Here is a 26,335-nt window from a genome sequence, read left to right as displayed (position 1 = left end):
TCTCAGTCAGCCGCAACTGCAACTGCTTCTATCTCGATCACCATGCCATGATTAAACTTACCGATCTGCATGGTACTTCTGGCAGGGGGATTATGGGGAAAATATTTTTTATAAGTCTCATTAAATATCTCAAAGTCATCTATGTTGGAGACAAATACAAGGGTCTTTATCACGTGATCCAGGTCTGAGCCGGCCTCCCGCAAAAGATTGTCCATGTTCTTTAAAATCTGCTCTGTCTGCTTCACAATATCTCCCGGCCCTACCAACTCCTGGGTAACAGGATCATTAGCCGTTACCCCTGCTGTAAAGATCAGATCGCCTGTTCTGAAAGCCTGCGAATACCAGCCGCCCGGCTTTGGGCATTTATCTGTAGAAATCTTAATTACATCCATATTCCCGTCTTCCTTTCATCTCATTGTTTTTATCCAAGCAAGTCCTCCTGGGCCAGACGTTCCACGGTTCTCAACAGAACTGCGGTGCCGTCAGCCATATCCTCCGGCGTGGTGTATTCATCCGGGCAATGGCTGACCCCTTCATTTGAGCTTCTCAGGAAGATCATTCCCATGGGATACAGACGTCCCATCTGCATTGCGTCATGGGCGGGATAGCTTACCATATATTTATGGGGTATCTCCTCCTTCCCGGTGCATTGCTCGATCAATTCCACAAGACGTTTATCGCAGTGAACAGGCTCTGTGTTGATCGTACTCCTGACTGAATAGGTAAGTCCCCTGTCCCTGCACTGCTTTTCCACAAATGCCATCAGGTCATCATATAGTTTCTGCCACAGGTCATCTTCTTTTTCCCTGAAATCCACAGGCACAATAGCCTGGTTTGCCACAATATTGTGTTCTGCGGGAAGGGCTTCTATATAACCAACTGTTCCCCGGGTGGTGGAGCCTGATTCCAGGGCCAGGCGCTCCACCTCACATGCAATTGCCGCTGCCGCCGCCATGGCATCATGCCTGTCCTCCATTGCCATACCCCCTGCGTGGGCGGACACACCGTGTAGCGTTATATAGAACTGTTTGATCCCGGCGATATCCGTCACAACAGCCATGGGCAGGTCCTCATGAAGGAGGTAACATCCCTGTTCAATATGAAGTTCTATAAATGCATAATAGTCCCCCGCTTTAATATAGCTTCCCGGGAAATTGTCCGGCTCCAGTCCCATGTCAAAATCCAGCATTGCCTGCCTCATAGTGATCCCTGTTGCCCTGTCCGTGGAGGTGGCTGCATAATCTTCCGGAAGCATACCGCAGATCGCCTTGCTGCCAAAATGTCCTCCCAGGAACTGGCTGGCTTCCTCGTTAACAAATGCGATCATCTCAATGGGACGCCTTGGCTTGATCCCGTTCTCGGACAGGGTGGTAAGCACCTCAAGGGCTGCCATAACGCCTGCCAGTCCGTCAAACTTCCCTCCCATGGGTACTGTATCAAAATGAGAGCCTGTGAGAATGGGGGGAAGGTCCTCCTGCCCCTCCAGTTTTCCATAGATATTTCCCACTGTATCCATCCGCACGGTCAGTCCTGCTTCCCGCATCCACCCCATAAGGACTTCGCACGCTTCCCTGTAGGCAGGTGTCCATGCAAACCGGCTGATCCCTCCTCTGGGATCTGCTCCGATCCCTCCTACGTACTGAAGACGTTCCCATAAACGTTCCTTGTTGATCCCAAGCATTTCTATTACCCCTTTCTATGGTTTAATGAATATTCCGCTGCCCGGAACAGCCCATATAGCGCCATCCCTGTAAACAGTCCTTCCCCTCACAAGGGTTTCCGTCACACGGCAGAGAACCTCCTTTCCCTCATAAGGAAAACTGGTGCATTTTGTCTTGGATAAACTGTCTTTCCTGCTGTAATTCCACCGGCAGTCCATATCCACCAGAGCCAGATCCGCGTCTGCTCCCACCCTGACCGCTCCCTTGCGGGGGTACAAACCAAAACGTTTTGCCGCATTGGTCGCACACAGATCCGCCAGCCGGGAGGCTTTCATCCCCCGTTTTATGACTGCCTCGGATATCATAAGGGGATAGGCAATGTCAATGGAGGGCGCGCCTCCCATTACATTCCACCCATTTCCATCCTCCGGTTCCTTGTCCTCCTTTGTATAAGGCGCATGATCCGTGCCCAGGTAATCAATGGTCCCATCCAGAAGATACTCCCACATCTGTTCCATCCGTTTCCTGTCCCTCAAAGGCGGCTGGATCAGACCGTAGGTTCCTGCGCCAAAATTATCCTCATGATTCAGAAGAAAATAGTGGGCACAGCTTTCTGCCGATACATCCACCCCCTCCGCTTTTGCCCTCTTAATAAGTTCAGCTCCCTCCGGTATGGATAAATGGCAGATATGAAGAGGGCAGCCGGATGCTTTTGCCAGGATTACCGCATTCTGTACCGCAATCATCTCCGCATACCAGGGCCTTGCCATGTCGTGAAGGCGAAGGTTCCATGGACCATCCTGAAACCGCTCCTTTAATTCACTTATAATATTCTCATCCTCGGCGTGGAACCCCAGTATCCGCCCATGCTTTTTCACCTCATCCATGGCGTCCTTTTGCTGCTGGTGGTCCAGCCACTTAAATTCCGGTCCTGCGTCCAGGGTAAATCCTTTAAAGGCAATGCACCCTAAGCCGCACAGCTCCCCTATATGGCTGTTCCCTCCTGCGATAGCTCCGCCCCACAGGGCAAAATCCACCACCGCATGCTGGGAAGCACGTTCATATTTGGTACGGAACGTGTCCTTATCTATAACAGGAGGGCTGCTGTTGGGCATTTCCATCACAAGGGTATAACCGCCTGAGGCAGCAGCCTTTGTGCCGCATTCCCAGTCCTCCCTGTACTCCGCCCCCGGATCAAAGAAATGGGTGTGGGTGTCAATTCCCCCCGGAAATATGTACCGCCCTCCTGCATCGATCCTCTCCTTCCCATCTGCTCCACAGCCATCCTGTAAAATGGCAGCTATCTTTCCATCCTTTATTGCCAATGATGCATTCAGACAGCCGTCTTCCAGCACCAGAGTCCCATTATCTATTATCTTGTCAAATCCCATGGCTTTCACTTAACCTTCCCAAACATCTGCGGGTATTCTTCCGCCCATGCAATATAATCCTTCATGGCTTTTTCCATGTCATACTGCGGCGTATAACCGGATTCACAGAGCCTTGAAACAGACATGGGGGCATTATCCCTGATACCGTGGTAAAACACATTAGATTCCTCCTCCCGTCCGGCCAGTCTCCACTTAAATCCCGGATAATAGGAACATAATGCCTGGCACCAGTCCGCAATGGACCATATACTGCCGGAACTCAAATTATACACATCCCATTCAGGGCTCCTCCCGGCCAGCCAAAAAAGCGCACCGGCAATATCCCTGCTGTACACCCAGCTGGTTCGGTTGGGCCTTTTTAAAACCGCCTGGATTCCATCCATGGCATACTTAAGGGTGATGCACGGAGCACTCATTTTATCTCTGAACCTGGTAGGCCTCTCCCATGGTCCAAACACATCCCCCAGCCTTGCACAGGTTATATCCATATGATGAAGATACTGATACCGGAGAGCTAGTTTTTCAGAAGTGAATTTAGAAATCTGATACAGGTTTTCAGGATTTAGATTCTCCATCTCCTCTGTCAGGATGTCTGCCTTATATGCCGTGGTTCCATAAGCCGCTATGGAGCTTACATACAGGAAGCGCCTGATGCCTGCCGCAACAGAGGCATCCAGCATATTCAAAGTGCCTTTGCAGTTCACGTCAAAGATATGCCGGGTGTCATTTTTCTCCCTGTCCTCCGTCACAGTGATCACAGCCATGTGGATAACCGTGTCGGCACCGCTTTCCCCCAGTGACAGCCGCAGTCTTTCCCCATCCAGTATATCGCCCTGAATAAAATGGTAATCACCGCCAAGCTGTCCAAAATACGCTTCCACACAGTCCGCCACGTTACAGCAGTCATAGTTGTAAACCTGAATACCTGCTTTTAAAAAGCATTCCATAACATTGATTCCAATAAAACCGGAACCGCCTGTAAGAAACAATCGTTCCATGGACTTTTCCTCATCTGATGGGGAGTACTGCAGGCTGAAGTTTATGGATTCCGTCCGCAGTGCTCCGCCCCGCAATCTACATTATTTTAAATTAAGGGTTCCAAGGGGATCCAGGATCTTGATCACCTCAGAGTCATGGATATTGTCTGCATCGATGAGCCAGTATGGACTTTCCGTCACATCCGGGAAATCATTTTTTCCGTCAATGGCCTCAATGGCCGCCTTTACGGAATTGTAGCCCAAACCATAGGGATTTTGGGAGATCAGCGCGTCCAGGCTTCCATCGTATATATTATTGATCAGCTCTTCTGAAGAGTCATATCCCACTGCCAGGATATCGGTGCGGCCCTCATCCTTTAACATTTTACTGGCACCGGCTGATGCACCTTCGTTACAGCAGAATACCGCAACCAGATCAGGGTGTTCTGATAACAGATCCTGCATAATATTAGCGGCCTTCTCCCTGTCGCCCTCCGTGTGATAGATGCCTACCAGCTCAAACTGGTCATGCTTTTTCAGCTCGTTTTCAAATCCTCTGTCCCTCTGCTGTATTACATCGGAACCAGCCTCTGATGACACAACGGCAACCTTTCCTCCCTCGGGCAGCTTCTCAGCAATATAGGCAGCTCCTGCAGCGGCGGCGGCCTCATGGTTCACCGATACAGTGGTGAGACATACGGAGGGATCCATCTCGTCATCAAATGTGATCACCGGTACATCCAGGGAAGCCATGGTGTCGTTAATGGCCTTTGCATCAATGGATGAGATGACAAGGGCGTCTATTCCTGACATCATCATGTCCTCCACAATGTTCTGCTGTGTGGCTGTGTCCGTGGAAGAGTTGGTGCCCTGGTAATTGATGGTATACCCATGCTCCGCCGCTGCATCTTCCGCCCCCTGGCGTACCATCTTGTAAAAGTCAAACAGCGTGGATTTTGGTATCACCCCGATCACCATTGTCTTTTCAGTATCAGCGCCCTGCCCCCCTGCTTTTTCCTCTGTCTTTTCTTCTGTCTTTTCTTCAGCCTTTTTCTCTGCCTCAGATTCCCCGGCCTTTGCCTGCATCTCTGCCTTTGTTTCCGGAGCGGCTGTAGTGCCGCTGCCCGCACATCCTGCCAGACTCCCCGCTACCATTACTGCCGCCAATGCTACTGCTAATCTTTTCTTCATATTCCTTCTCCTTTGCATCTATATTTTTGCTGCGTTGATACAGCAACTCCTACTTTTTCAAACGCTCCCGCACCACTTCCAGGAACACTGCCGATATGATAACCACGCCAATGGCCACCTGCTGCCAGAAATAATTCAGCCCGATCAGGTTCAGCCCATTGCTGAGCACGCCAATGATAAACGCTCCTACAATCGTCCCGGCTATGCTTCCCTTTCCTCCGGATAAGGTTGCCCCGCCTATAACCGAGGCGGCGATGGCATTGGTTTCGTACAGGTCCCCTGCCGTGGGAGCTGCCGAGGAAACCCTTGCCGCCAGAAGCATTCCCGCAAATGCCACCAGGGCACCGCTGATCACATAATTCATCACTTTAATCTTATTTACCGGTATACCGGAAAGATAAGCCGCCTGTTCGTTGCTTCCAATTGCGTACACATAACGGCCAAACTTACTTTTCTTAAGCAAGATGGCCATGACCACCGCGATGACCGCCATGAATATAACCGCCCACGGCAGCCATCCCCATAATTTCCCCGAACCAATCCAGGTAAACTCTGATTTCAGGCCCGACATGGGAACACCGTCCATGATCACAAGGACAATGCCGCGGAAAATGCTGTTAGTCCCCAAGGTGGCTATAAAGGGGACGATCCCAAGCACTGTGATGACAAACGCGTTAAATGCGCCCAATGCCATACCCATGCCAAGGGCCAGGATCATGGCAATGGGGACCGGTATTCCGGCTTTCATGGCAGACGCCACCACAAGACCGGAAAAAGCCACCCCTGAGCCAACCGACAGGTCAATACAGCCGCTGGCAATGATGTATGTTTCTGCAATGGCAACAATGACCGCTACTGATGTCTGTGTGGCAATGTTAAGCAGGTTTCTCTGCGTCAGGAAGCTTTTTGTTGTGACTGAAAAAAATATACACAATATCAAAAGCCCCATCATTGTAAAAATTATCTGTGTATTTATGTTCTTCTTTTGACGTTTCTCACCCATATAGCCTACCTCAATCTTTTATTTTCATTTAATGAGCCATAGAATCAGCCATTTAATGAGCCATCGCATACTTCAGTATCCTGTCCTGCTCCAGTTCCTCCCTGCCCAGCTCTCCGGTCATTCTTCCCTCACACATAACCAGAACCCGGTCGCTCATTCCAATAACTTCAGGAAGTTCCGAGGATATCATGATGATTGTCACCCCTTGCAGAACCAGCTGGTACATAAGCTCGTAAATCTCATATTTGGCATTGACATCGATCCCTCTTGTGGGCTCGTCCAGGATCAGGATCTCCGACTCCCTGCAAAGCCATTTTGCCACAACCACCTTTTGCTGGTTTCCCCCTGACAATGTTTTTACCAGCTGGTCCATCCCTCTGGTCTTGATTCTCATTTTGCGGATATACTGTTCCACTGCCTCATCCACCAGGCCATCCTTGACAAAACCGCCCTTACAAAACTTATCAAGGCTGGCAATGGATATATTGCCGCGCAGGGTCTGCTCCAGCATAAGTCCGTCTTTTTTTCGGTCCTCTGTTATATATCCCACGCCCTCAGAGATCGCCTTATACGGTGATGTAATGTGTTTCACAGTTCCATTGATCCTGATTTCTCCTGAATCGATTTTGTCGGCCCCAAAGATTGCCCTGGCAAGTTCTGTCCGTCCAGCCCCCATCAGGCCCGCGATGCCAAGGATTTCCCCCTCGTATGCATCAAAGTTAATGTCGTACAGGGTATTTGCAATATTCAGGCCCTGTACCTCCAGTGTTTTCTTTCCTCTTTTGTAATCCGGCCTTGGAGGGAACTTCTGGGTCAGTTCACGTCCCACCATTTCCTGGATCAGGAGATCCTTAATGGAGCTGTCATATTCATGCTCCGATATCAGCTTTCCGTCCCGCAGCACCGTCACCCTGTCCACAATGGCATCCAGGTCGCTCATCCTGTGGGATATGTAAATAATGGCAACCCCCTCATGTTTCAATTTTCTTACAATATCAAACAGTATATCGATCTCTGAATCAGTCAGCGCTGCCGTGGGTTCATCCATGATAAGCAGTTCACAGTTGGAGGATAAGGCCTTTGCGATCTCAACCATCTGCTGTTCCGCCACGCTTAGGGTCCCCACCTTGCGAGTGGGGGAAATGGAAGAACAGTTCAGCCTTTCCAAAAGCTGGGCGGCCTCCTTATTTAACTTAGAGTCATTGATAAATCCTTTTAAGGACATCTGTGGTTCACGCCCTATGAAAATGTTTTCAGCAACCGTCAGGTCCGGAAGAAGATTAAACTCCTGATAAACAATACCAATTCCATACTCATGGATTTCCCTTGGATGGACGATCTTTAACGGCTTTCCCCTGTAAAGAATCGTGCCTTTGTCAGCCGCCAACACACCTGTGAGGATCTTCATTAGGGTTGATTTTCCTGCGCCGTTTTCACCTAACAGCGCATGGATCTCCCCTTTCCTTATTTTAAGATTGATATCCTCCAACACCTTAACTGTACTGAATGATTTAGAAATCCCCTGTGTTTCCAGTAAATACTCTCCCATTTACATTCTCCTGTCATCTGTTTAATACATTACATCCCCCAGATTCGGCCCCAGGGTCTGCCCTGTATAGAGGTTGCCATCCGGCTCTGCTGCCAGGAACACTGCGGTTGGCAGGATTTCTTCCAACTCACCAAACCTTGGCAGCACCAGCTCCGCCTCCTTGTTCTTTCTCCACTCATCGCTGACCACACCCATTAGCTGCGTCTCTATGGGCCCAGGCGCAATACAATTTGCCGTAATATTGTATTTCCCCACTTCCCGTGCAAGGGATTTGGTAAAACCGATCACACCTGCCTTGGCAGCAGCGTAATGACAGTGCTCCACGCTTCCCTTCTGTCCTACCTGGGATGCCAGATTGATGATCCTTCCAAAGTTCTGTTTGATCATAACCGGCACCGCATATTTGCATGTAAAATAATTGCTTGTGAGATCCACTGCCAGCATGCGGTTCCACTCCTGTGTTGTAATCTCTGTGAGAAGTTTGGGATTGGATATGCCGGCGCAGTTGATCAGCACATCAATACGTCCAAATTCCGCCACTGCGGTGTCGATCAGCCTCTTGGCCACCTCTTCTTCCGAAATATCTCCTTCCACCAGCACCACCCTGACCCCACAGGCTTCCAGGCTTTCCTTAAACTTTTTCATTCCCTCCGGGTCCTGCTTAAAATGGTTCAGTACAAGGTGTGAGCCCTCCTTTGCAAATATAGCAGGGAAACCGCTGCTCATCCCGTATCCGCAGCCGGCTCCCGTCATAACAGTAATTTTTCCCTCCAGTTTTTTCATGTTTTCCTCCTGATTTTTAATATGTATGGATCTTTTTTATAGATTTCCCCTAATTTAGGGTACAAAAAATACACCTTCTTCAAATCCCTGAAAAAGAATCCACTCCGGTGTATTTTATTGTGCTGCCAGTTAACGAGCTGCCCATTTATTCAGTTTTTGTTCCTGCTTCTTCCTTTTTGATCATATCCAGATAGGCGTACATGGTGTATTTGGATATTCCCAGAAATGTCTGTATACGCTCTCCTGATTTTGTTATGAGAAATGCCCCCTTATCGTTCAGATATTTCAGGAACTGGAGCTTTTCTTCCCTATTCATAACGCCTGCAGGCTTACCCACCAGCTTCTGGCCTTCCTGAAGAAGATATTCCAATAACTGATTTACTTCCGTTACAAATACTTCCTGTTTGTCAGTTGCATTGATATCATAGCGGTTCATGTCTTTCAGATAGCTTTCCAGCTTGACGCTTTCCGTAATATCCGTATTTACGCAAAGGCATCCGATCAGGTTCTCCTCATCATCTTTGATGTACAGCGAGGAGGATCTCAATATCCGGTTGTCCTTTAACTGGGTGATATAATTGAAACGATTTCCGTCCTTCACAGTGCCCTGCAGGACTTCCAGTCCCAGGTTGCTCCCCGTGCCGCCTACCTGACGGCCGGTTATATGGCCGTTTCGTATATCCACTATGGTATTGGCATAGTCCTTTTTCAGATCATGCAGGACCACCTCCGTATATGGACCCAGCTGCTGCTCCAGCATGTCCATTAGCTGTGTTAAAAACTTTTTTTCATCTTTCAACTCTTTCATATCTCTGTTTCCTTTTCTGATTGTATATTAGCATACTTTTTGTCTGCCGTAAAGACTTTTTGTAAGATTATTGTGTTTTTGTTGCTTATGCAAGAATTATCAATCTCTTACTTGTGCATATTTCACTATTATTCTTTAATTCAAAACAAGTTGCAAAACTTTTTGTCTTTTTCTCTCCTTTCTGACTATCATCTGCAATGCTGGTGATCACAATACATAACATATAAAATCTTACAAAAAGTCAGGTTTCCTTCCTATTGTACCTAATATCACAGCGCGAATCAACCCCCCTCCTTTTTTGACGCACCTACCCTGCTTTTCCGATCAGCCGCCTGGCCATATACTATTTTTTGGGTTTTATTGAATTTTACCATATTATTTTCTGTTTCATATCCCTTTTACATCCAAAAACCTTATTATCTTGCTTTTTATATATTGCTGTGCTAAATTAGTAGTATTATTGTTTCAGGAAACGGGGGATTTTAACATGGAATTGTTCAGCACCATTGTGGAGACCGTCAATGCATACCTTTGGGGAATTCCCATGATTGCTCTTCTATTTGGAACACATCTCTATCTCACGATCCGTACAGGGTTCATTCAAAGGAAGACCTTTACAGGCATCAGGCTTTCCGTGACAAGGGATCCGGATTCCAGCGGGGATATCAGCCAGTTTGCAGCACTTACCACCGCCCTGGCCTCCACCATCGGCACGGGAAATATTATAGGAGTGGGGACAGCCATTGCCCTGGGGGGCCCGGGAGCGGTCCTGTGGTGCTGGCTCACCGGTGTATTCGGCATTGCCACCAAATATGGCGAATCCCTGATCGCAGTTAAATACAGGGTCCGCACAAAGGACGGCACCATGCTGGGAGGAGCCATGTACGCCCTGGAGCGCGGGCTGAACATGAAGTGGCTGGGCATCACCTTTGCAGTCCTTGGGACACTTACCTCCTTTGGTATCGGGTGCGGCGTCCAGGTCAATGCCATTTCCAGCATTGTAAACAGCAATGTGAAACCCCTGATCACCAGCGGAGGCCTGAAAAACATGCTGGATACATATCCCTGGCTCATAAGCCTGGCAGTGGGCCTTATTACAAGTGCCATCACCTGCCTGGTCATCTTTGGGGGCGTCAAGTCCATTGCCCGGGTATGTGAAAAGCTGGTGCCTTTCATGGCTTTTTTCTATGTGATCGGGTGCCTGATCATCCTTTTTATCAACCGGGCATTTCTGGGGGAAACATTTTCCGTCATATTCCGCAGCGCCTTTACTGAGGTACGGTCCATTGCAGGCGGTCTGGTGGGTTCAGGCATCATGATGTCCGCCCGGTACGGTATTGCCAGAGGCCTTTTCTCCAATGAATCCGGTATGGGGTCCGCTCCCATTGTGGCAGCGGCTGCCCAGACCCGCAACCCGGTGCGCCAGGCACTAGTATCTGCCACCGGAACCTTCTGGGACACTGTGGTGGTCTGTCTCATGACCGGGCTGGTGCTTGTCAGCAGCATTATAGGCCATGATTCCATCAGCGTTACCAACCTGTCCGGCGGCGAGCTGACCAATGCGGCATTCAGTCTCATCCCTTATATCGGCCAGCCCATCCTGATCGTAGGTATCATCACCTTTGCTTACTCCACGATTCTGGGATGGTCCTACTACGGGGAGCGGTGCCTGGAATACCTGATGGGAAAACGGGGCGTGATCCCCTACCGCCTGGCCTGGGCCATAGTACTGGTGGCGGCGCCAATCATCCAGCTGGAGCTGGTGTGGAGCATTGCCGACACCCTGAATGCCTTGATGGCTATTCCAAACCTCATTGCCGTACTCCTTTTATCCAATGTGATCGTGAAGGACACAAAGTATTATCTGAAGCACCTGGACGAAAAGGATGAAACACCCATTCCGCTGTTGGAGGATTAGAATGTGTAGTCCTATAGAATAAAGCATTCTGCGAGCAGGATTCTCCGCCTGCAGCGGGTCGCTTCAGCTTAAAAGGGCATGATTCCCGGCAAAACTGCCGGAACTCATGCCCTTTTTCTGCTTTCTACTTTCTGCTTTCCGCTTCTCTATCTTCTATCTTTTGTCTTCTATCTATTCCTCTTTGTCCTTTTTCCCTGTCACTTTTCCCAGCACCATAACCGCCAGCATGATGACAATGATCGCCGCAAAGATACCGCCCATGCCCTTCCCCATGATTTCCAGGGCAATCTCAATATTTGCCATATTCATTTTTCATTCCTCCTTGTCGCAGTCACCTGAAATCCGGTGGTTCTACAGATACTGGGTTACAATACTGATCACAAGTCCGCCTGCAATAACCGATGCAACCTGGCCCGATACATTAGTGCCCGCTGCCTGCATCAGGATAATATTGCCCGGTTCCTCCTGAGCCGCCATTCTCTGGACCACTCTGGAGGACATGGGAAATGCTGAGATCCCACATCCGCCGATCATGGGGTTTACAGGCTTTTTGCCCGCCATCTTCAGGAACACATTCACCAGCTTTGCAAACAGCACGCCTCCAATGGTGTCAAATACAAAGGCCACCAGTCCGAGGGCCATGATCATCAGAGTTGCTGCATTTACAAACTTCTCAGCCTGCATACTGAAGGATATGGTGATTCCCAAAAGCAGGGTGATCAGGTTTGCCAGCTCATTCTGTGCCGCCTGACTCAGGCTGTTGAGCACGCTGCACTCCCTCAGCAGGTTGCCGAACATGAGAAAGCCTACCAGAGCCACTGACTGGGGTGAAATCAGACCTACAATGATGGTAACAGCAATGGGGAATGCAATACGCAGTGTCTTGTTCACACTCTTTGGATTATACTCCATATGAATGCAGCGCTCCTTGTGGGTGGTCACAAGACGGATGGCAAAGGGCTGGATAATGGGCACCAGCGCCATGTACGAGTAAGCCGCCACTGCAATGGGACCCATGTAGCTGGAGCCCAGCACCTGCGACACCAGAATGGAAGTAGGTCCATCTGCAGCGCCGATGATTCCAATGGATGCAGCGTCCTTTAAGTCAAATCCCATCATACAGGCGATCAGGATTGCAGCAAAGATACCAAACTGGGCTGCGGCTCCAAAGAGAAACAGCACCGGCTGGCTTAAAAGCGGACCGAAGTCGATCATTGCTCCGATTCCTATAAACAGCAGGATAGGCATTGCCTCCGATGCCTCAATTCCTGTTTTAAACAGCCATTCTATGATGCCTGCCGCGGGCACCTTTCCCTGTACCATCTGGTCGATCACACCTGAATAGGGAAGGTTTACAAGAATTGCACCAAACCCAAGGGGCAGCAGCAGGGATGGCTCATATCCCTTTTTTACAGCCAGCCAGATCAGACAGATCCCCACTCCGTACATGATCAGCTGCTGCCATGTAACTGCCATGACTCCATCTAACAGAAAACTCATTTTCATATCCTCCTACGCTTTTTGTTCCTATTCTTCCTCTGTTTCTTCCTCTTTTTTCACTTCCTTTAGTGTCATCTTCACGTAACTGATCACACGTTCATCCATTCCCTCTATCTCATAATCCGCCTCCCCGGTAACCACGGTGATGGGAAGTTCGGCCTGGCTGGGTATGTAGCCCAGCTGTTCCATAAGATAGCCGGACAGTGTATCACAGGAACTGTCCATGTGAAGATGCATCTCCTCCTTTAGGTCAAACAGGGAAATGCTGCCTGATATCCGGTAGGTCCTGTGCGGTTCCAGCTCCAGGATCTCCGGTTCCACTTCCTCATATTCTTCGTGGATCTCGCCCACAATCTCCTCAATCAGATCCTCCAGTGTGACCATACCGGCCACGCCGCCGTATTCATCGATCAGAATCGCCAGCTTTGTCTTATTCTTCTGCATTTCCCTGAACAGGGCGTCCGTCCTCCGGTTCTCAGGCACAAAACAAGGCGGCATGAGAAGGGAGCGGATATCCAGACCGTCAAAGGATTTTCTCCTGGCTTCAATGGTCAGGGCTTTAATGGAAAGGACACCGATAATATTGTCTATATCCCCTTCATAGACAGGTATCTTGGAATGCATGGACTGCAGCACTTCATCAATATATTCTTCCATAGGGTCATTGATATCAATTGCCACCATATCCTGGCGCGGTATCATCACTTCTTTGGCCCGCTTGTCATCAAAGGAAAAGATGGATGTGATCATCTCCTTCTCAATGTCGTTGAACACCCCGGTCTCACTGCCGGTTTCCAGCATGGACTTGATCTCCTCCTCAGACACATCGGTCTCAAGGCTTTCACTGTGCATTCCGATCAACTTAAGAAAGCCGCTGGTGGAAAGGGACAGCAGTCTGATAAATGGATTCATGATTCGGGAAATGTAGTATATGGGGCGCACACAGAAAAGGCTGAAACCCTGGGCCTTCTGTAAGGCGATGCGCTTGGGCACCAATTCGCCGAACACCAGGTTAAAATATGCCAGGATCAGCGTCACCACAACGCCTGCCAGAGTCTGGCTGTAAGGCATGTTCCACGCTTCCATCTTCACTGCCAGTACCTGGGCGATACCGGTTGCAGCAGATGCACTGGAGAAAAAGCCTGCCAGTGTTATGGCTACCTGGATCGTGGACAGAAAGACTGTGGAATCCTCCATCAGCCGTTCGATCAGCGCTGCGTTTTTGTTGCCCTGCTCTGCAAGACGGCGGATCTTGTTCTTGTTGACTGAGACAACTGCCATCTCTGAGCCTGCAAAGAATGCATTGATAAGAGTTAAGATAACTAAGATTGTGATTTGGAATATAATATTGGCCGCTTCCGGGTCCGATTCCATAATAATTCATTCCTCCGTTTTTTCATATTTTTAGTGGTTTCATAGGGTATTATACATAAAAATGTGTGAATTGTCAGCTAAAGATTGTATTAAGATTGGAATTGGGAGTTATAAGGATATGCAGGGGATGGGGATGGCGTATCCGTTCGTGAAGGGAATGGGGATGGGGCGGCGGATACGGCCGCGGGGCCGTCAAGTCTAAGGCGCCGGTAACCGGCTAAAGACAAGAGGCCGGCGCCCAAACCCGCGGCCGGCCTCTTCCCTGCTCCTGATATCGGGCTATGCTCGGGCAAATTGGCTGTTGTATATCTCTGCATAAAAGCCATTTTTCTCCAGCAGTTCTTCATGCCTGCCCTTTTCCACAATATGGCCGTCACGCATGACCAGGATCACGTCCGCTTCCCTGATGGTGGATAAGCGGTGGGCTACGATAAAGCTGGTGCGCCCTTCCATCATTCTGGCAAATGCTTTCTGTACCCTGATCTCTGTTCTGGTATCAATGGAGGAGGTGGCTTCATCCAGTATCAGCATGGGCGGCAGGCAAAGCATGACTCTGGCAATGCAGAGCAGCTGTTTCTGGCCCTGGGACAGATTTCCTCCGTCCTCCCTTATGACCGTGTCATATCCCTCCGGCATTCTGGTGATGAATCCATGGGCGTGGGCTTCCTTTGCTGCCTGGATGACTTCATCCTCTGTGGCATCCGGCCTCCTGTATGCTATATTCTCACGGATGGTGCCGGATTTCAGCCAGGTTTCCTGAAGCACCATGCCGTAATTGGTCCTCAGGCTTTTCCTGGTCACATCCCGGATATCCTCTCCCTCCACCCGGATGGCGCCGCTGTTTACATCATAAAAGCGCATCAAAAGATTGATGATCGTGGTCTTGCCGCAGCCCGTGGGGCCTACGATGGCAACCCGCCGGCCCGGCTCTACCAGAAGGTTAAAGTCCTCTATCAGCTTCCTGTCAGGGGTATAGGAAAAATCCACATGCTCCAGCTCCACCCTTCCGTCCACCTGTTCCAGTTCCACTGCATCCGGCTTATCTGCCAGGATCGCTTTTTCATCGATCAGCTCAAAGACACGGGCAGCGGAAGCCAAAGCGTTCTGAAGTTCCGTCACCACGCCGGATATCTCATTAAACGGCTTTGTATACTGGTTTGCGTAACTTAGAAAACTGGTCAGCTGCCCCACTGTCATGAATCCCCGGATCGCGGCATACGCCCCTGTGATCCCCACTGCGGCGTACACCGTACTGTTGACAAACCGGGTGGCCGGATTGGTGATGGAGGAGAAAAAGGTGGCCCGCAGGCTGTACCCGGCCAGGCGGTTATTGATCTCCTCGAATTTACGCTGGGCCTCCTTCTGATAACCAAATGCCTGAACCACCTTCATATTTCCAAGCATCTCGTCTGTCAATGCCGTAAGTTCTCCCCTGGTCACGGACTGATGCCTGAACATAACAAAGGTCCTCTTTGCTATAAAGCTGGCCACAAATAGGGAGATAGGGGTCAGAAGGACCACCACCAGGGTAATGGCCGGGTGAATGGAGAGCATAAATAACAAGGTTCCCACAATGGTGAGCACGCCTGTGAACAGCTGGGTAAATCCCATGAGCAGACCTTCCGAGAACTGGTCAATGTCCGCAATGATCCGGCTGATGATATCTCCTGACGGATGGGAATCAATATAGCTGAGAGGAAGGATCTCCAAATGGTTGAAGGCCCTGGTTCGGATATCCTTCACCACCTTGTAAGTGATGGTATTGTTGATATGGTTCATCATCCACTGCGCCACAGCGGTCAGGCCTACGGCTCCCAGGATTTTCCACAGGATAGTTGTAAGCCCTGAGAAGTTCACATGGCCTGTGCTCACGATCTGGTCTACCGCCCGCCCTGTGAGTATGGGGACGTACAGGGTGAGGGCAACGGTTATCAGTGCCAGGAACAGTGACAGCATAACGCCCCATTTGTATTGTGCAATGCAGGAAAGGATGCGTTTCAGGGTGTCCATGCTCCTGCTTTTATCCAATGCTTTTGTCTTACTGCTCATCCCGTTCCACCTCCTCTTTTGAAAGCTGTGACAGGCAGATCTCCCTGTACACCTCACATGATCTCAACAATTCCCTGTGGCTTCCTATTCCAGCCAGATGCCCGTCATCCAGCACCAGGATCAGGTCCGCCTGTTTTATGGTGGTGGCACGCTGGGATACAATAAACACGGTCATGTCCTTTGTCCCCTCCCTGATGGCCTTTCTCAGCCTGGCATCTGTTGCAAAATCCAGGGCGGATGCGCTGTCGTCCATGATCAGTATCTCAGGTTCGCGGACCAGTGCCCTTGCAATGGTAAGGCGCTGCCGCTGTCCGCCGGACAGGTTCCTGCCCTCCTGGTCAATATGCAGATCCAGTTCCTGTTCCTTTTCCTCCACAAACTCCCTGGCCTGGGCCACATCCAGCGCCCTGAATATCTCCTGGTCAGAGGCATCCAGCCTGCCCCATTTCATATTGTCCCTCAGGGTTCCCTTAAACAGAACGGAGCGCTGGGGCACCATGCCGATCTTTGAGCGCAGTGCGGCCAGGGAGTAATCCCTTACATCCACGCCGTCCACCAATACCTGCCCGTCTGAGGCATCATAGAACCTGGGGATCAGGTTTACCAGCGTGGTCTTTCCCGCGCCGGTTCCGCCGATCACTCCTATGGTCTGTCCGCCCATGGCCTGAAAGGAAATATGGGACAGGGCCTCCGCGTTGGCCTTGCCGTATCGAAAACTCATGTTTTTGAATTCCACCTTGGGGGTTCCGGCATTTCCCATATTCACAGCATTTTCCTTTTCCCGGATACTGGTCTTTACCTGGAAGATCCCATCCACCCGGTTCATACAGGCAATTGCCTTGGAGATCAAAATGATCAGGTTCGCCATCTTGATCAGTTCCACCAGGATCTGCGACATGTAATTGACCAGGGCAATGACCTTGCCCTGGGTAATGATGCCGCCCTCCACCTGCTGCGCTCCTACCCAGATGACGGCCACCACAGCCACATTGATGATCACATAGGTAATGGGATTTAATAGGGCGGATATTTTTCCCACAAAAACCTGCATCTTTACCAGCTGGTCATTTTCCCCCTCAAACTTCTCAGTCTCACTTCTCTGGCGGTTAAAGGCACGGATGACCCTGACCCCCATCAGGTTTTCCCTTGTGGTGAGCAGTACCTTGTCCAGCTGTCTTTGTACGGACCGGTAAAGGGGCATACTCACCAGCATGATCCCAAATACCACCACGCAGAGCACCGGGATCGTCACCACAAAGACCATGGCGGACCGGACATCTACTGTGAAAGCCATGACCATTGCCCCAAACACCACAAAGGGGGAACGCAGCAGCAGGCGCAGGGTCATATTGACTCCGTTCTGTACCTGATTGATATCGCTGGTCATCCTGGTGATCATGGTGGAGGTGCCCACGGAATCGATCTCCCCATAGGACAAACCGCCTATATGGGCAAACAGGTCGTTCCTCAGGGCTGTGGCCATGCCGGTGGCGGCTTTTGCGGCAAAATACTGGGCGGTCAGGGAACAGGCCAGCCCAATCAGAGCCAGCAAAAGAAGGAGTCCGCCCATCTTAAGAATATAGGCATTATCATGGTTCTTGATCCCCACATCCACCATACTGGCGACCACAAGAGGCACAAACAGCTCAAAGCTGGCCTCCAGCATCTTAAACAGGGGACCCAGGATACTCTCCTTTTTATATTCCCCCATATAACCCAACAATCGTTTCATACTCAAACTCCATTCTGCCGCATATCTGCGCTGTATCTTCCTGGTTCCTGCGGCCATTGTCATGTTTCATACATTGCTTTTTTGCACATTGCCATTTTTTGCACTGTCTGGTATTATATCATAGGAATAACCATATTAAAAATATTGTTTTAATATATGTAATATATCTTTTTCATATAGGAGGCGGTGACATGAATCTAAAGCAAATGGAATATTTTATTACCATTGTAAATGAAGGAAGCATTTCAGCTGCTGCCAAATCCCTTCACATATCCCAGCCCCCGCTGAGCACCCAGATGAAACTGCTGGAGGAGGAACTGGGCGTCACACTGTTTCAGCGCGGCTCCCGTTCCATTATCCTCACCGAGGCGGGAAAACTTTTCTATGACAGGGCCCAGGGCATACTGGACATGACCGGGGCCGCCCGCCAGGAGCTGGAACAGATGGGCCGCGGGCTCCACGGCGCCTTAAGGCTTGGAATGATATCCTCAGTGGAGACAGAAGCCATTATAAACCGGATCACCGCGTTCCGCACCCAGCATCCCGGAGTGAATTTCTGTATCTATGAGGGAAATACCTATCAGCTGATGGACAAGCTGAACACGGGGCTGATCGAAGCTGCCATTGTGAGAACTCCCTTTCCAGAGGAGTCCTATGACTGCCTCTATCTGGCCGAGGAACCCATGATGGCAGTTGGAATGGCAAAACATTTCCCCGATCCCCATGCCGACAGCATCAGCCTTGGACAGCTTGCCGCCTGTCCCCTGATCATATACCGGCGCTGGGAAAATGTGCTGAACCACATGCTGCCCCATAACCGTCAGGACTATCTGTGCGTCAATGACGATGCCCGCACCAGCCTTTCTTGGGCTGATACGGGCATCGGAATTGCCATTACCCCGGCTTCTATTGCCCGGTGCACCCGCCCGGGCATGCTTTTGAAACCCATCACAACCCCCGGCTTTTCCTCCCATATCACATTGATCCGCAGAAAACACGGGACCATGTCAGCTATCTGCCGGGACTTCATCACATATTTCAGCGGCGGCTGGGACTCATACCGTCCCCTGGAAACAGTTCCTTCCAGTAATAGTTAAGCTCAGCCCCGAAAAACAGGATGCACATACAGAAATACAGCCATAAAAGCAGGAGCACGATGGCGGTCAGGCTTCCGTACATATAGGAATAATTTCTTCCCCCGATATGGTTAAAATACAGGGAAAATGCAAATGAAAAACCCATCCATCCCACGGTGGAAAACAATGCTCCCGGAATCTGTTCCCTGAACTTCAGTTTTTTATCCGGCACAAAGGTGTAGATTCCCAGGAAAAAGACCACCAGGATCATCAGGGCCCACAGCGCCCTGAAATTGATAATGTGTGTGACCACATCCGCAACAATAGGAAAGCGGCTTACCAGAAAGGCCTGGATCATATTGCCGAACACCAGAAGGCCAAGGGAAAGAATACATACCAGTATAAACACAATGGTATAACCGGAACAGATCAGACGGTTCACCACATACCACCGTTTCTCCCCATGCCCATGGACCCGGTTCAGTCCCCTGGCCACACTGAACATTCCCCTGCCCGCAGACCACAAGGCCGTGATGGCGGTAACACTGATCATGGTGGCCGGCGACTTAAGGGACAGGTCGTTTACCACACGGAAGGCCAGGGATTTGTAATCCACGGGCACCAGTCCCACGATCAATTCCATAAACTGTGCATTGCTGACGCTGGGTATCATCTGGACGGCTGTCAGCAGCAGCATGATAAACGGCACCACGGACAGAATAATAAAAAATGAAACCTGAGCCGCATACACAGTCATCTCATCCTCTGCGTATTTATCGTATATCCGTTTCACAGCCACAATTAAACCTAACATAAACTCTCCTCTGATCCTGGGGCGTGTGCGAAAATCCATCCACGCCCTAATATATTTCCCGGAAACTGCCCTCTTTAATCACGGGGATCTCCTCTGTCTCCATGTGTTCGATCCGGATAAACCGCCCCTCATGCAGACGTTCCACCAGACGGGCAACGGACTTTGGATCCCCCTGTACCTCCATCTCCACATCCCCGTCCCACAGATTCTTTACCCAGCCGGTCAGGCCAAGGGACTGGGCAAAATAACAGGAGGTGTAACGAAAGCCTACTCCCTGCACGCGTCCGGAAAATATTATGTGTTTTCTAATCATATTCACAAAATCCTCACTCCATCACATTCTTTGGCACCCCGGCAGGATATGCCTACGGGTCAATGCCGTGTCATCTTTCCATCCGGGACTCAATGCCGGTTCACCATTTTATCCGGGGCTCAATGCCGGTTCATCATTTTATCCGGATTTGTTTGGTATCAATTATATAGCACCGGTTTACATTTTACAAGCCAAAGAAAGCCATTGCCCGATTCTGCGTATCCCGCAGGCAATGACCTTCTTCTATATGGATGTATTTGTTATGTTTCGATTTTGGGAATTTAGGCCGCTGTACACGGAAGGCATCAGGCAATCCGGACCTTCAGAAGCAGTGTCGCTGCTATGGATGCCGCCAACACAGTTGTCTGCGCTAATCCCAGCAGCAGAAGGGGCCAGTATGTTTTCATCATTTTCATCATCCACACCTCCACTGTATTTTATATGATTCTATTATATAAAATTCATGTAAAATCCAAGAGGCACTTTTCGTAAAATCAGTGTAAAACCATGATTTCCTTTACCCGTTTTTCGTTCCGTGATATAATCCACTCATATGCCGCCCAACCGGTTCATAGACTGTTGAATATGCATGCGGCCTGCCTTTTTACTATTTAACATCCGGGGTTTAATATGAAAAAAAGAACCAGAATAACGAATCCATTTTACTGCGGACTGACGGTCCGCAGTTATACAGAACATACCCATAAAATCACCAGGCCACTGCGGGCCGCCCTGATCACAGACCTTCACAGTACAACATACGGTCCTTGCCAGGAGATACTGCTGGAAGCCATCCGCCGCCAGTGTCCCGACCTGATCCTGATGGCCGGGGATATTGCGGACCACAAAGTGCCCATTGACGGGACCCTTTTATTACTGGAAGGCCTGAAAGCGGGATATCCCTGTTTTTATGTCTCAGGCAACCACGAACAGTGGACCGGTGAAATGCCAGCCCTGTGTAAAATGTTCACGGAACATGGCGTGACTGTCCTGTCCGGAACCACTGCCCGGCTCACCCTGGGAAACCAGGCGCTGTTGATCGGCGGGGTGGATGACCCTCACGCCTACACCAATTCCCATCATGCGGTACGGCTTGACAGACGCTGGAAGGAACAGTTCTGGCACTGCTGTTCCCACACAGATGACCACATCTATTCCATCTTGCTGTCCCACCGGCCTGAATTGACCAAATACTACAGAGACAGCGGCTTTGACCTTGTTGTATCCGGCCATGCCCACGGAGGACAGGTACGCATTCCGGGCCTGGTCAATGGACTTTTGGCCCCTCATCAGGGCTTCTTTCCCCCCTTTGCCGGCGGCCAATACCAGCTGGGCAGCACTTCCATGATCGTCAGCCGCGGCCTGTGCCTGAACCATATTCCGCGCATTTACAATCCTCCGGAACTGGTGATCATAGACATCAGGCCCCAGCCTATTTTTCAAAGCCCTTCCACGTAACCTTCCATTCCCCATAGGCCTTTTTCAGTTCCAGGTTCAGATAGGTATAGCTGTCCTCCTCGCCCTTTGCATAAAACCGGTATACCGCCTCTGCGTATACCTCCTTCAGCTGCGGATCCCAGCGGATCGTCAGGTCCGCGGGTTTTGAATCATCCATGGGAACTGAATCTGAAAGTTCCCTTTCAGGAAAAGAACTGTACCTTGCCGCGTTTTTTCTGTCACCCGCCATATAAGCCTCACAGAACTTTCTTGCAGTTTCATACACGGCAAGGGAGGTCTGGCTGTCATCCAGCCTTGTGGCAACCCCGCGGGCCCCGGACTCCTCCATCACCGCAATATCCTCCACCGCCGCTTCCGGAAACAGATCCTCATCAAAACAATACAGTACATCGATCACCCTTCCCGACCTGCTCTGCACCTGGGGATCAATCATGTTTTCCTTATCTTCGGCCCGGTCCAGGGTCAGCAGGATCCTGTGATTATCGCCAAGATCCGCCGCTTCCTGCTCATCAGATCCTAAAAGACGCAGCCAGACCGCATTGGGATACAGCTGTGCCGATGCCAGGGATGCCTGTGTGTCGTCAGGGCCATGGATCACCTGGCTGGATGTATATGCCTTCAGCAGCTCCCTGTCCTTTGTCACAAACAGATAATCCACGCTCTTTCCATCCTGGGTAATGGATATCCGGATGGAACCGGCCTGTTCCGTGTTCCAGAAACTGATGACAAATACTTCGGTCCCGCTCTGAGCATATCCGTATCCCTGGTCAGGTTTCCCGTCCCCGGACAGCTTTGTTCCCTCCCTATCCTCATAGGCCGTCACCTGAACCGTGCCCCCGTTGTCATAGGAGATGGGCAGAGCTTCACCGGTCCCGGCATCCCTGCGTTCCATTGTCAGCTGGTAGTAATTCCCCCACAGCTCCGTCTTAATAAGAGCCAGCATATCGCCTTCCCCCACAGGGACCCGGGGTAATTCCCCGGCAGTCTCCTCTAAAAGACGGCTTTCGCTGTCCACAGGGGGCCGGCTTTCGCCGGCGGCTTCATCCCCCGGCTGTTCCAAAAGACTGCCTGCCACTGCATCCTGGTTTCCACCTGAGGATGTCTCCTCCAGGTTTCCAGTAAATGTACATGCTCCAAGCACTGCCACCATCAGAACCACCACGCCCGCCATGAGCCTGGTGGTTCTTGGATGCCTGGCCAGCACATGGATCCTCTCCCTGACAGTGTGTTTCCCTCCTGTCATGGTAGTAGCAGCTGAAAACAGGCTTTTCCTATCCCCGTTTTGGGCGATCAGGCTTACCAGGGTTCTTCCGTATGCATACCGCTCCTCTTCCCCCAACAGCCTTACAGCCGCCTCATCGCATGCCAGCTCACAATCTCTCTTTGACAAAATGGCTGCTGCCCATACCAGCGGATTCACCCAATAGTAACACAGCAGGACACATCTGAGAATGCCCCAAAAGCGGTCCCCATGGGCAGCATGACAGGTCTCATGAGCCAGGGCATGGCGCAGCTTCTCCTCATCACCTTCAATGGACAGGGGAAGGTAGATGGCCTCATCCGTTCCCAGGCCAAAATAGCAGGGGGATACCATCCCCTCCACAGTATAGATGCGTTCTGTCACAAAGCCCGGTGTCTTCCCATGGAATATCTTCCTTTTGCTCACCAGCATCCTGTAAAACCGGATGTTTACAACCGTCATCCATGCCCCCAGGACCAGCGCTCCCACAACCCATACCACCATGATCCAAAGCTGCCAGTCAATGCCCGCTGCCCTTTGGGCCAGGGTGACAGCCCCGTCCGCAGCATCAAAGTGGTAAACATGGCCCGTGGCAACATTGTCAGCCAGATACTTAAGATCTGTCTGGGCAATCATGTTCTGTCTCACGGTCTGGGCCGCATTCATCACGCTGAACCTGGACCGGAACACATCCGTCAGCTTCTGCAGGGGATAGAACATGGGCAGTATGAGCCGGAGGGCGGCCAGTCCCCAAAGGCCATAGCGGATCTTCATGCTGATCCTGTTTTGCAGTAAAAAGCGCAGGAGGCAGACAGCCAGGATCAGTGCGGAAGAAGAAATCAGGACCTCTGTCATGGCGCTCCCTCCTCTGCTTTTCTGAGGATCTCGTAAAGCTCCTCAATCTCCTGTTTGGAAAGGGACTTGGAGGAAGCCATGGCATCCACCATCAGGCTCACGCTTCCCTCATAGACCCTCTCTAAAAATCCCCTGGTTTCCTGCAAAGCCGCGTCCGTCCTGTCAATGGCAGGATAAAACAGTTTCGCCCGTTCCCCCTCCTCATGGCGCACGGCGCCCTTTGCCTCCATGCGGTTCAGCATGGTGATCACCGTATTCTTACTCCATCCTTTATCGCCCTTAAGGGCCCTGGTGAGATTCATGATCGTCTGGGGCGGTTCCTCCCACAGCAGGTTCATGATCTTCCATTCGCCATCGGACAGATTGACCTTTTCCTTTCCTGTCATTCCAAACACCTCCGGTCTTTTGCCTGTTCGGCAAGGTATACATACGTCTACTTAAATATTATCATGCAGGTAGACATATGTCAACCAAAAAGCCGGGAATCAGATGTGCTTCACATATTCGATCAAGTCCTCCAAGGGAATGGGTCTGCTGTAATAATACCCCTGATAGATTCCGCATCCCAGCTGTTCCAGCACCGTGACCTGGTCTTCGGTCTCCACACATTCAGCCACTGTTTTTACCTTCAGGATGCGGGACATATTTACAATATTTCCCACCAACTCACAGGTCTGGGCATGGCCCGGAAGGCGCTTGATCAGGGATCCATCGATCTTTACCTCATCATAGTCAGCCGAGTTCAGATAATTCAGCGAGCCGTGTCCCATGCCGAAGTCGTCCATACTGATACGGATGCCGGACTGTTTCAGCCGCCTTAACTGCTCTTCCAGATTGGGACCCGGATTCAGGGCAACCTGTTCCGTCAGCTCAATGGTCATGTATTTCCCATCCACATCCATCTCCTTCAGGATCCGGTTCACATTCCCCGCAAAGCCGGGGTCCTCCAGCTGAAGGGGCAGGATGTTCACGGAAAAGGGGATGGGGTATCCAAGCTCCCGCTCCGCTTTCTTCATATCAGCGCAGGCCATGGACACAATGGTCAGACCCAGTGAATCGATAAAGCCGCTCTGGGTAGCCAGTGCAATGATCAAAGGGGGATAAATGTATGTATTGCCCATATAATTCCAGCGCAGCAGCGCCTCACACCCGTACAGTGTTTTATCATAGTACATCTGGGGCTGATAAAACAGCTTCAGCTCCCCTTTTGTCAGGGCATACTGCAGGTCGGATGTGAGCAGCTTTGCCGTCTGACGGTTCTCATAGGTCTTCCAGTGGAAATCCCGTACCCAGACCGAGTGTTCATCCCGGCTCATGGCTGCTTCCAGGTCCTTGATCTTTGCCAGGAATTCCCCCTCCTGTATCACCTCGCTGTGGCGTACAAAGGGAATGTATATCAGTGTCCCCACCACAAGGTTAAACAGCTGCAGCAGGCTTCCCCTCACAGACCCGGTGGCCATGTACCCGCTGAACAGGACAGGTACGGTCCATTCCACGCTCCTGGATGCCACCGGCACCAGATGAAGGGACATGACCAGTCCGCTGATCACAGAGAGCACCATGGGGGTCAGGATAAAGGGCAGGATCATGTCCGGGCTGAATATGATAGGGAAACCAAACAGTACCAGTTCATTGATATTAAAGATGACCGCGGGCAGGGACAGCTTTGCCAGGCGCTGGTTGTTCTTTTTCCTGGCTGACAGAAACAGGGCCAGTACCAGGCACAAAGCACAGCCGCTTCCCCCCAGGAATACAAAGGTGTCCAGAAATGTCTTGCTGAAAATGCGGGTTGGCACCAGCCCCTGGGCCGCCATCCCCTGGTTAACGGCCACCTCGGATTCAAACAGCCGGCGGGATACCGCCTCCAGCGTGTTGGTTCCGTGGATCCCGAAAAACCACAGCACATGGGATATGAGGATATAGAGGAGCATGGAAAAAAGGCTGTTTCCCATATGTTCAAACAGCCGCATAAAAAGGTAGGAGCCGAAGTTCATAATATTGGTATCCTCAAATACCAGGTACAGGAGCAGTCCCGTGATGCCGCTGATCCCAATGGTGGCCACGGCGGGGAGCAGGCTCTGCATGGAAGCATTAAAATGGTACGCCACGCCCACGGTGTATAGTCTCTGATGGCCTGAGACCCACCGGTAAAACACGGTGAGGATAAAACAGCTGGCCAAAGCAATGCAGATCGCGGTAAAGCTCCACTCCGGCCCCCATATGGAAAGCCCTCCTGTGGGATAGCAGAATGCGATAAAGGAACACAGGGACACGGCGGGGAAAAATACATGGGTGCTGTCATAAACCCTCTGTTCCTCCCCGTATGCATAGGCGATCATCAGTATAAAAATAAAGGAAAGGGAACCAAAGGTGGCCTGGTAGACTCCCATCAGAAAGGTATGTATGACTCCTCCTGCCATGGAAGCCAGGTAGACCTGCCATACCTCCACGGGAAAATGCATGATCACCATAGAAAACGACCCCATGATCAGGAAGGGTATGGTCAGCAAAAGCCCCTGCCTCACAGAGAAAATAAATATATTTTTATTCAGAAACCTGCGGATTCGCTCCATAACCCCTCCCCATGCCTGTCATCCAACCCAACAGGCCCCCACAAACAGCATTTTATAAAACCATACCCCT

Annotated in this window: 22 protein-coding genes; 3 read left to right on the top strand and 19 right to left on the bottom strand. The window is 50.7% G+C overall.

The features are described from left to right. Nucleotides 1-2: 2 nt before the first annotated feature. From HMPREF9469_RS15710 to HMPREF9469_RS15670, 9 genes are all read right to left on the bottom strand, one after another. The gene (locus tag HMPREF9469_RS15710) at nucleotides 3-392 is read right to left on the bottom strand and encodes a RidA family protein (protein WP_007863620.1); all 390 of its coding nucleotides are present in this window, start codon (nucleotides 390-392) and stop codon (nucleotides 3-5) included. 29 nt (nucleotides 393-421) lie between these two features. After that, nucleotides 422-1,681, bottom strand: a complete 1,260-nt coding sequence (locus tag HMPREF9469_RS15705) for a Zn-dependent hydrolase (RefSeq protein ID WP_007863619.1) — start codon at nucleotides 1,679-1,681, stop codon at nucleotides 422-424. 15 nt (nucleotides 1,682-1,696) lie between these two features. Then, complete coding sequence (gene allB / locus HMPREF9469_RS15700; RefSeq protein ID WP_040416662.1) at nucleotides 1,697-3,052, bottom strand: allantoinase AllB; 1,356 nt, start codon at nucleotides 3,050-3,052, stop codon at nucleotides 1,697-1,699. Nucleotides 3,053-3,057: 5 nt separating this feature from the next. Next, on the bottom strand, nucleotides 3,058-4,050 hold the full coding sequence (locus HMPREF9469_RS15695; protein WP_007863614.1) for an NAD-dependent epimerase/dehydratase family protein: 993 nt from the start codon (nucleotides 4,048-4,050) through the stop codon (nucleotides 3,058-3,060). An 81-nt stretch (nucleotides 4,051-4,131) separates the two neighbouring features. Continuing rightward, nucleotides 4,132-5,220 carry a sugar ABC transporter substrate-binding protein gene (locus HMPREF9469_RS15690; RefSeq protein ID WP_007863612.1) on the bottom strand — a complete coding sequence of 363 codons (1,089 nt, stop codon included), beginning with the start codon at nucleotides 5,218-5,220 and terminating at the stop codon, nucleotides 4,132-4,134. 49 nt (nucleotides 5,221-5,269) lie between these two features. Then, on the bottom strand, nucleotides 5,270-6,223 hold the full coding sequence (locus HMPREF9469_RS15685; RefSeq protein WP_007863610.1) for an ABC transporter permease: 954 nt from the start codon (nucleotides 6,221-6,223) through the stop codon (nucleotides 5,270-5,272). Nucleotides 6,224-6,275: 52 nt separating this feature from the next. Continuing rightward, complete coding sequence (locus HMPREF9469_RS15680; RefSeq protein WP_007863609.1) at nucleotides 6,276-7,772, bottom strand: sugar ABC transporter ATP-binding protein; 1,497 nt, start codon at nucleotides 7,770-7,772, stop codon at nucleotides 6,276-6,278. A gap of 21 nt (nucleotides 7,773-7,793) precedes the next feature. Continuing rightward, a complete protein-coding gene (locus tag HMPREF9469_RS15675; RefSeq protein WP_007863607.1) occupies nucleotides 7,794-8,555 on the bottom strand; it encodes an SDR family NAD(P)-dependent oxidoreductase in 762 nt (253 codons plus the stop codon). A 145-nt stretch (nucleotides 8,556-8,700) separates the two neighbouring features. Continuing rightward, on the bottom strand, nucleotides 8,701-9,363 hold the full coding sequence (locus tag HMPREF9469_RS15670) for a helix-turn-helix transcriptional regulator (protein WP_007863606.1): 663 nt from the start codon (nucleotides 9,361-9,363) through the stop codon (nucleotides 8,701-8,703). A 487-nt stretch (nucleotides 9,364-9,850) separates the two neighbouring features. Here HMPREF9469_RS15670 and HMPREF9469_RS15665 point away from each other — a divergent pair, with 487 nt between their 5' ends. Next, nucleotides 9,851-11,281 (top strand): alanine/glycine:cation symporter family protein, encoded by a 1,431-nt coding sequence (locus HMPREF9469_RS15665; protein ID WP_007863604.1) that lies wholly within the window; start codon nucleotides 9,851-9,853, stop codon nucleotides 11,279-11,281. 171 nt (nucleotides 11,282-11,452) lie between these two features. On the opposite strand, the gene HMPREF9469_RS32480 is transcribed toward HMPREF9469_RS15665, so the two are convergent. The 5 genes from HMPREF9469_RS32480 to HMPREF9469_RS15645 form a co-directional block, all read right to left on the bottom strand. After that, the gene (locus HMPREF9469_RS32480) at nucleotides 11,453-11,590 is read right to left on the bottom strand and encodes an OadG-related small transporter subunit (RefSeq protein ID WP_007863603.1); all 138 of its coding nucleotides are present in this window, start codon (nucleotides 11,588-11,590) and stop codon (nucleotides 11,453-11,455) included. 42 nt (nucleotides 11,591-11,632) lie between these two features. Then, on the bottom strand, nucleotides 11,633-12,781 hold the full coding sequence (locus tag HMPREF9469_RS15660) for a sodium ion-translocating decarboxylase subunit beta (protein WP_007863600.1): 1,149 nt from the start codon (nucleotides 12,779-12,781) through the stop codon (nucleotides 11,633-11,635). 27 nt (nucleotides 12,782-12,808) lie between these two features. Next, nucleotides 12,809-14,155, bottom strand: a complete 1,347-nt coding sequence (locus HMPREF9469_RS15655) for a hemolysin family protein (protein WP_007863598.1) — start codon at nucleotides 14,153-14,155, stop codon at nucleotides 12,809-12,811. Between the two features lie 279 nt (nucleotides 14,156-14,434). Continuing rightward, the gene (locus tag HMPREF9469_RS15650; protein ID WP_007863595.1) at nucleotides 14,435-16,204 is read right to left on the bottom strand and encodes an ABC transporter ATP-binding protein; all 1,770 of its coding nucleotides are present in this window, start codon (nucleotides 16,202-16,204) and stop codon (nucleotides 14,435-14,437) included. Continuing rightward, complete coding sequence (locus HMPREF9469_RS15645) at nucleotides 16,194-17,936, bottom strand: ABC transporter ATP-binding protein (RefSeq protein ID WP_007863594.1); 1,743 nt, start codon at nucleotides 17,934-17,936, stop codon at nucleotides 16,194-16,196. Before HMPREF9469_RS15645 ends, HMPREF9469_RS15650 begins: the two co-directional genes overlap by 11 nt. A 191-nt stretch (nucleotides 17,937-18,127) precedes the next feature. On the opposite strand from HMPREF9469_RS15645, the gene HMPREF9469_RS15640 reads away from it, so the two are divergent. Further along, nucleotides 18,128-19,033, top strand: coding sequence for a LysR family transcriptional regulator (locus HMPREF9469_RS15640; protein WP_007863592.1), 906 nt, complete (start codon nucleotides 18,128-18,130; stop codon nucleotides 19,031-19,033). Here HMPREF9469_RS15640 and HMPREF9469_RS15635 read toward each other — a convergent pair. Continuing rightward, the gene (locus HMPREF9469_RS15635) at nucleotides 18,975-19,826 is read right to left on the bottom strand and encodes a YihY/virulence factor BrkB family protein (RefSeq protein ID WP_007863590.1); all 852 of its coding nucleotides are present in this window, start codon (nucleotides 19,824-19,826) and stop codon (nucleotides 18,975-18,977) included. The genes HMPREF9469_RS15640 and HMPREF9469_RS15635 overlap by 59 nt on opposite strands. Nucleotides 19,827-19,872: 46 nt before the next feature. Further along, nucleotides 19,873-20,139 carry an acylphosphatase gene (locus tag HMPREF9469_RS15630; RefSeq protein WP_007863589.1) on the bottom strand — a complete coding sequence of 89 codons (267 nt, stop codon included), beginning with the start codon at nucleotides 20,137-20,139 and terminating at the stop codon, nucleotides 19,873-19,875. Nucleotides 20,140-20,769: 630 nt separating this feature from the next. Here HMPREF9469_RS15630 and HMPREF9469_RS15625 point away from each other — a divergent pair. Then, nucleotides 20,770-21,597 (top strand): metallophosphoesterase, encoded by an 828-nt coding sequence (locus HMPREF9469_RS15625; protein ID WP_007863586.1) that lies wholly within the window; start codon nucleotides 20,770-20,772, stop codon nucleotides 21,595-21,597. On the opposite strand, the gene HMPREF9469_RS15620 is transcribed toward HMPREF9469_RS15625, so the two are convergent. From HMPREF9469_RS15620 to HMPREF9469_RS15610, 3 genes are all read right to left on the bottom strand, one after another. Then, nucleotides 21,572-23,692: a M56 family metallopeptidase gene (locus HMPREF9469_RS15620; protein ID WP_007863584.1), complete on the bottom strand. Its 2,121-nt coding sequence runs from the start codon at nucleotides 23,690-23,692 to the stop codon at nucleotides 21,572-21,574. The two genes, HMPREF9469_RS15625 and HMPREF9469_RS15620, sit on opposite strands and share 26 nt — an antisense overlap. Next, nucleotides 23,689-24,078: a BlaI/MecI/CopY family transcriptional regulator gene (locus HMPREF9469_RS15615; protein WP_007863582.1), complete on the bottom strand. Its 390-nt coding sequence runs from the start codon at nucleotides 24,076-24,078 to the stop codon at nucleotides 23,689-23,691. Before HMPREF9469_RS15615 ends, HMPREF9469_RS15620 begins: the two co-directional genes overlap by 4 nt. A 99-nt stretch (nucleotides 24,079-24,177) precedes the next feature. Beyond that, a complete protein-coding gene (locus tag HMPREF9469_RS15610; RefSeq protein WP_007863580.1) occupies nucleotides 24,178-26,265 on the bottom strand; it encodes a PTS sugar transporter subunit IIC/EAL domain-containing protein in 2,088 nt (695 codons plus the stop codon). Nucleotides 26,266-26,335 lie beyond the last annotated feature (70 nt).

It is taken from the genome of [Clostridium] citroniae WAL-17108 (assembly GCF_000233455.1).
GTDB lineage: Bacteria > Bacillota > Clostridia > Lachnospirales > Lachnospiraceae > Enterocloster > Enterocloster citroniae.
Note: the sequence above shows the minus strand (reverse complement) of the source record. Positions and strands in the feature narration are given on the sequence as shown.

Excerpts from the sequence above, each read along its gene's own strand:
- HMPREF9469_RS15710 (WP_007863620.1), bottom strand. The coding sequence starts at position 392 with ATGGATGTAATTAAGATTTCTACAGATAAATGCCCAAAGCCGGGCGGC.
- HMPREF9469_RS15705 (WP_007863619.1), bottom strand. The coding sequence starts at position 1,681 with ATGCTTGGGATCAACAAGGAACGTTTATGGGAACGTCTTCAGTACGTA.
- allB (WP_040416662.1), bottom strand. The coding sequence starts at position 3,052 with ATGGGATTTGACAAGATAATAGATAATGGGACTCTGGTGCTGGAAGAC.
- HMPREF9469_RS15695 (WP_007863614.1), bottom strand. The coding sequence starts at position 4,050 with ATGGAACGATTGTTTCTTACAGGCGGTTCCGGTTTTATTGGAATCAAT.
- HMPREF9469_RS15690 (WP_007863612.1), bottom strand. The coding sequence starts at position 5,220 with ATGAAGAAAAGATTAGCAGTAGCATTGGCGGCAGTAATGGTAGCGGGG.
- HMPREF9469_RS15685 (WP_007863610.1), bottom strand. The coding sequence starts at position 6,223 with ATGGGTGAGAAACGTCAAAAGAAGAACATAAATACACAGATAATTTTT.
- HMPREF9469_RS15680 (WP_007863609.1), bottom strand. The coding sequence starts at position 7,772 with ATGGGAGAGTATTTACTGGAAACACAGGGGATTTCTAAATCATTCAGT.
- HMPREF9469_RS15675 (WP_007863607.1), bottom strand. The coding sequence starts at position 8,555 with ATGAAAAAACTGGAGGGAAAAATTACTGTTATGACGGGAGCCGGCTGC.
- HMPREF9469_RS15670 (WP_007863606.1), bottom strand. The coding sequence starts at position 9,363 with ATGAAAGAGTTGAAAGATGAAAAAAAGTTTTTAACACAGCTAATGGAC.
- HMPREF9469_RS15665 (WP_007863604.1), top strand. The coding sequence starts at position 9,851 with ATGGAATTGTTCAGCACCATTGTGGAGACCGTCAATGCATACCTTTGG.
- HMPREF9469_RS32480 (WP_007863603.1), bottom strand. The coding sequence starts at position 11,590 with ATGAATATGGCAAATATTGAGATTGCCCTGGAAATCATGGGGAAGGGC.
- HMPREF9469_RS15660 (WP_007863600.1), bottom strand. The coding sequence starts at position 12,781 with ATGAGTTTTCTGTTAGATGGAGTCATGGCAGTTACATGGCAGCAGCTG.
- HMPREF9469_RS15655 (WP_007863598.1), bottom strand. The coding sequence starts at position 14,155 with ATGGAATCGGACCCGGAAGCGGCCAATATTATATTCCAAATCACAATC.
- HMPREF9469_RS15650 (WP_007863595.1), bottom strand. The coding sequence starts at position 16,204 with ATGAGCAGTAAGACAAAAGCATTGGATAAAAGCAGGAGCATGGACACC.
- HMPREF9469_RS15645 (WP_007863594.1), bottom strand. The coding sequence starts at position 17,936 with ATGAAACGATTGTTGGGTTATATGGGGGAATATAAAAAGGAGAGTATC.
- HMPREF9469_RS15640 (WP_007863592.1), top strand. The coding sequence starts at position 18,128 with ATGAATCTAAAGCAAATGGAATATTTTATTACCATTGTAAATGAAGGA.
- HMPREF9469_RS15635 (WP_007863590.1), bottom strand. The coding sequence starts at position 19,826 with ATGTTAGGTTTAATTGTGGCTGTGAAACGGATATACGATAAATACGCA.
- HMPREF9469_RS15630 (WP_007863589.1), bottom strand. The coding sequence starts at position 20,139 with ATGATTAGAAAACACATAATATTTTCCGGACGCGTGCAGGGAGTAGGC.
- HMPREF9469_RS15625 (WP_007863586.1), top strand. The coding sequence starts at position 20,770 with ATGAAAAAAAGAACCAGAATAACGAATCCATTTTACTGCGGACTGACG.
- HMPREF9469_RS15620 (WP_007863584.1), bottom strand. The coding sequence starts at position 23,692 with ATGACAGAGGTCCTGATTTCTTCTTCCGCACTGATCCTGGCTGTCTGC.
- HMPREF9469_RS15615 (WP_007863582.1), bottom strand. The coding sequence starts at position 24,078 with ATGACAGGAAAGGAAAAGGTCAATCTGTCCGATGGCGAATGGAAGATC.
- HMPREF9469_RS15610 (WP_007863580.1), bottom strand. The coding sequence starts at position 26,265 with ATGGAGCGAATCCGCAGGTTTCTGAATAAAAATATATTTATTTTCTCT.